Annotated in this window: 4 protein-coding genes; 1 reads left to right on the top strand and 3 read right to left on the bottom strand. The window is 64.8% G+C overall.

The features are described from left to right. The first annotated feature begins 138 nt into the window (after positions 1-138). Positions 139-1,293, top strand: a complete 1,155-nt coding sequence (locus VOI29_RS22955; RefSeq protein ID WP_323765234.1) for a helix-turn-helix domain-containing protein — start codon at positions 139-141, stop codon at positions 1,291-1,293. A gap of 31 nt (positions 1,294-1,324) precedes the next feature. On the opposite strand, the gene VOI29_RS22950 is transcribed toward VOI29_RS22955, so the two are convergent. The 3 genes from VOI29_RS22950 to VOI29_RS22940 form a co-directional block, all read right to left on the bottom strand. Beyond that, positions 1,325-1,615: a hypothetical protein gene (locus tag VOI29_RS22950; RefSeq protein WP_323765235.1), complete on the bottom strand. Its 291-nt coding sequence runs from the start codon at positions 1,613-1,615 to the stop codon at positions 1,325-1,327. Between the two features lie 247 nt (positions 1,616-1,862). Next, entirely contained in the window at positions 1,863-2,330 is a 468-nt protein-coding gene (locus VOI29_RS22945; protein WP_323765236.1) for an NUDIX hydrolase, read from the bottom strand. After that, positions 2,327-3,988, bottom strand: coding sequence for a Na/Pi cotransporter family protein (locus tag VOI29_RS22940; RefSeq protein ID WP_323765237.1), 1,662 nt, complete (start codon positions 3,986-3,988; stop codon positions 2,327-2,329). Before VOI29_RS22940 ends, VOI29_RS22945 begins: the two co-directional genes overlap by 4 nt. Between the last annotated feature and the right edge of the window lie 293 nt (positions 3,989-4,281).

The following is a 4,281-nucleotide window of genomic DNA, read 5'->3' as shown; positions in this document are numbered from 1 at the left end:
CGCGCAAAAAGAAACCCCCCGAAGGCGGTGAAGCACTCCAGAGGGTCCCGATTTACTAGCACTCTATTGGTACCCCCAAAAACGAATCGCTGCAACACCGTTTTCGGTGATCGGTACCCTTTTGCCGTCTGAAAATTGATGAATTCCACAAAAGTCACGACGTTCAGCGTCGCGGCACAGGAGACCTGTGCCTTGTCGGGACCGCGCCCCTTCCACGGGATGGGCACAATCGACGCGCAGCCAGGGTTCCAGCCCATCCGGCGGCGCGATCTGATGGCCGCGGTCAACACGCTTGGCCGCGACCTTGGGTTGCGTCCGGCCTCGATCGTGGTGCTTGATGCGCTGCTGAGCTGCCTGCCGTGCAAGGGTCCTGATGGCCGCGATCAACCGATCACCCCCGCGATCCTGCTGACGGTCTTCGCCAGCAACGACACCCTGTGCTACCGCGCCAAGGGGATCACCGACCGCCAGCTGCGCCGGCATCTGGAGCGGCTGGAAGAGGTCGGCTTGCTCCGACGCCGTGACAGCGCCAACGGCAAACGCTTTCCGATCTATCGCGGCGGTCGGGTTGTGGGGGCCTTCGGGCTCGACCTGTCACCGCTTCTGCAGCAGTCGCGGGAGCTTCTTGCCCGCGCGCAGCTGCGCCGGGACGAGGCTGCCGAGCTGCGCGGACTGAAGGCGCATATCCAGCAGCTCAGGTCGGAATGCCTGCGGATCGCTCTGGATGCTGCGGCGCGCGACTTTGTCGAGAGCACCCGCAACCTGATGCGGAGGGCCGGGGCGAGCGTGGCGCAAGCGAAGGCCATCCTGATGAGACTCGCCCGGATGCTGTCCGATGCCGGCAAGGATACGCCGTGCGCCGACGCCGCGCAGACGGCTGATGTGACGCTCGCGAAGACGCTCGGGAGCACTGTGGACTCCCGCGAAACGCCCGCCACTGACGGACGAAACGTCCGGCACAAAGAGCCTGTAAAACCCTATACAAAAAAATCTTTTGCGAACCAGATCGACGACTGGTCACAGCTTTCGACTGTCCCGAAGTTTTTCCCTGAGAAGCCCACATCTGAACACGGGTTCCACGATGTCATCTATGGCTTTGGAAAGATGCTTGGCATTCCTCACAACGCCCTGGCGCGCGCCATCGCCGTGCTGGGCTCTGCCAAGACCCTGCTGTTGCAAGACAGGATTGCCAGGGACATCGTCAAGATTGCGAACCCCGATCAGTATTTTGCTATGGCCTTGCGGCGGGAACAGCCGAGGGTTGGCCATGGCCAACTTTCGGGTCGCTCTTGATGCGCGACAGAAACGGTCCGCCGTCGCACAGTCACCGATTGCCGTCGATCCATTTCGACATCAGTCCGCGGTCGCGGAAGCATTCGTCTGGCACCGCGCGCCGTTTGATCCGCGCCAGTCTTTCGGCAAAGGCCACCTGTTTCGAGCTTGGCCGGTTGTCGCGCTGCGGTGCGACCTTGCTCTGGCTGTCGATCCAGGCGCTGAGCGTGCGACGATCCTGTTGCACCTCCCAGGGCAGGGAGATCTGGTTGCGCGACGCCAGCGATCGGGCATAGGCGATCTGTCTCGGTGTCGCGGGCAGGACTTGGGTCACTCTTTCCATCTTGGTAACTCCTTCGTCGTATGAGAATAGATACATAGAACAAAGAGAGAACGAAATCAAGGGAACCGAAAGCCGCACACGGGTGTGTGATTGCGCTGGCCAAGGATCAGAGCCCTTGGTCAAACCGGCTCGCACAGATTTCTGACACCGGTATCGCGCCACGGTCAGCGCGCCTTGCTTGGTCGCGATAGGGCAGGGGGGAGGCGAAGTTGGCGCCAGAGGTCGGACGGCACCGGTCACCCAGCCCTCAGGCGGCCTTGCGCAATTTCTTGATGGCCGCCAGCAGGTCGGGTTTTTCGGCCAGGCCGGTCAGCAGGTCCGCCAGCTCTTTCTCCGCCACCAGCCCGGCGGCGCGTTTCGGTGCGAACCAATGCCGCTTGCGTTGCGCGCGTTCCTTCCAGCGGCGTTTCAGTTTGCCCACGACCATCGGATAGAGCGTCACCCGGCAGCGCAGGCTGCTGCCGTCCTCGAGCAGCTTGTCGTAGTGATAGGTCCCGAGCGCCCGTTTCGAGATGAAACCGGTGGCGCCGGCCTCTTCCAGCGCTTCGATCTCGGCGGCGCGCCAAGGGGACTTTCCGTCCATCAGCCAGCCCTTGGGCATCACCCAACGACCGCTGTCGCGAGAGGTGACCATCAGCACCCGCAGCTTGCCGGTCTTCTCCCAATGGACGGGCAGGGCGGCGATCTGGTCGGCGGTCCGGCACCGCGGCTTCACCCGGTGCCCCCGATGACCCGCGGCTTGGCCAGCCGGCTGCCCAGCAGGTCGCCGGTCTCCTCGGCGATCGGATAGGCGACAAAGGCCAGCGCGGCGTTGATCTGCTTGAGCAGGCGCAGCACCTCTTGGTGGATGTTGCTGGTCTCGATGCTGGCGGTGGTGCCGGTCTGCAGCCGTTTCAGGTGACGTTCCTGCAGGCGCTGTTCCTCGATGCGGATGCGATCCTTCTCGGCCACCAGCTGCCGCGCGGCCTCGGCATCGCCTGTGGTCAGAACGCCAAGCGCCAGCTGGCCGTTGGTCGCCACCTGGTCGTGGAACTGCTCGATCTCGTCCAGCCCCTCGCGGGAAAAGGTGATCGCCTCATCGGACATCCGCTTGGCCAGCGCCACCAGGTTGACGGCAATCCGGTCGGCGGCATCCTCGAGACTGTTGGCCATTGCCACCAGCTCCAGCGTTTTCTTGTCCTGCGGCGCCTGCAGCGTACTTTCGCGCAGGCGAGAGACATAGATTTTGATCTCGAAATGCATCCGGTCGATCTCGTCCTCGCGCAGCTCGATCATCCGCGCCAGCTCTGGGTCCCAGGTGCGGAACAGCTTGACCACCGGCATCAGGATGGTCTGCACCGTCTCGGCCATGCGCAGCAGTTCGCGCTGGGTGCAGGCCAGCGCCAGCGGCACGTGGTCGAGTGCGCCGGGGTCGAGCGCGCTGACCTGCTCGGGCGTGCTGGCGGAGTGGCGTGGCAGGATCACCCCGGCCAGTCGCACCAGCGGGCCGGTGAGCGGCAAGGCAAGCGCCAGCAGGGCGGCGTTGAGCAGGATGTGCAGGGTCATCGCCTGCTGGCCGGCGGTGGCGCCCAACAGGCCGAGACTCAGCTGGCCCGAGAGCAGCAGCGCCAGCGCCGCAAGCGTCATGCCGCCGCGTGCCATCAGGTTGCCCAGCACCACCAGCCGGGCAGGGCGCTCCTGCGACCAGAGCAGGGCCAGCGGCACCACCGCACCCCCGAGGTTGGCGCCGATCACCAGCGCCGCGGCGACCGGGGCGCCGATCAGCCCGGTGGTGGCAAAAGTGGCAAAGGTCAGCACCGCGGCAATGCTGGAATGCATCGCCCAGGCCAGCAGCGCGCCCAGCACATAGGCGCTGGCCAGGTCGTTCTGAAAATACATGGCGATGCTCTGCACGATCGGGTCGGCCCCGATCGGCACCGTGGCCGCGCGGATCATGCCCAGCGACATCAGCACCAGCGCAAAGCCGATCAGGATCCGCCCGACCTGCTTGGTGCGCCGTCCGCCGGCCTTGAGAAAGGTCACCACGCCGATCAACAGCGCATAGGGCACCACCGCCTGCACGGGCAAGAGCAGCACCTGCGCCATCAGCGCCGAACCCAGATCGGCGCCCAGCAGCAAGGCTAGAGCAGCCGTTGGCGCCAGCATCCCGGAGACCGCGAAACCGGCGCCGATCAGACCCACCGCGGTCGAGCTCTGCAGCACCATCGCCGCCAGCCCGCCGCCGGCTGCGGCCAGCAGGCGCGATCTGGAAAAGCCCTTCAGGCCGCGTTTCAACTCTGGCAGGAACGCCCGTTCCACCCCGGTCCGGATCAACCGCACCGACCACAAGAGCAGCGCCACCGCGGCGGCCAGTTGCGTGGCAAGCGCGATCATGTGGCTGGTCCTCGGTGTGCTGCGTGCTGCTGCATCTCGTCCCGATCAACTGTCTCAACCGTTGGGGTACCGGCAAGTCTCACCACCGGTCCGAGGGCAATGCAACAAAATAATTGCAAAATTGTCGTAAACACCACAATTCTGGGGTGGCAACCGAGTCGGACCAAGAGATGCCCGGAACCAAGACACGCAGGACACACGCAGAGGGCGGGCGCGACCGGCTGAAGAAATCCGACCGCCGCGGGCATATACTGCTCGGGCTCAAGCTGCGACCGCATCTGCGGATCAGCGAG

Origin of the sequence: Leisingera sp. (assembly GCF_034669605.1) — a bacterium.
In the GTDB taxonomy this organism is placed as follows: Bacteria; Pseudomonadota; Alphaproteobacteria; order Rhodobacterales; family Rhodobacteraceae; genus Leisingera.
The sequence above is the reverse complement of the archived record's forward strand: the minus strand, read 5'-3'. Positions and strand labels throughout refer to the sequence as shown.

Coding starts and splice junctions, on each gene's coding strand:
- VOI29_RS22955 (WP_323765234.1), top strand. CDS start 139: ATGAATTCCACAAAAGTCACGACGTTCAGCGTCGCGGCACAGGAGACC.
- VOI29_RS22950 (WP_323765235.1), bottom strand. CDS start 1,615: ATGGAAAGAGTGACCCAAGTCCTGCCCGCGACACCGAGACAGATCGCC.
- VOI29_RS22940 (WP_323765237.1), bottom strand. CDS start 3,988: ATGATCGCGCTTGCCACGCAACTGGCCGCCGCGGTGGCGCTGCTCTTG.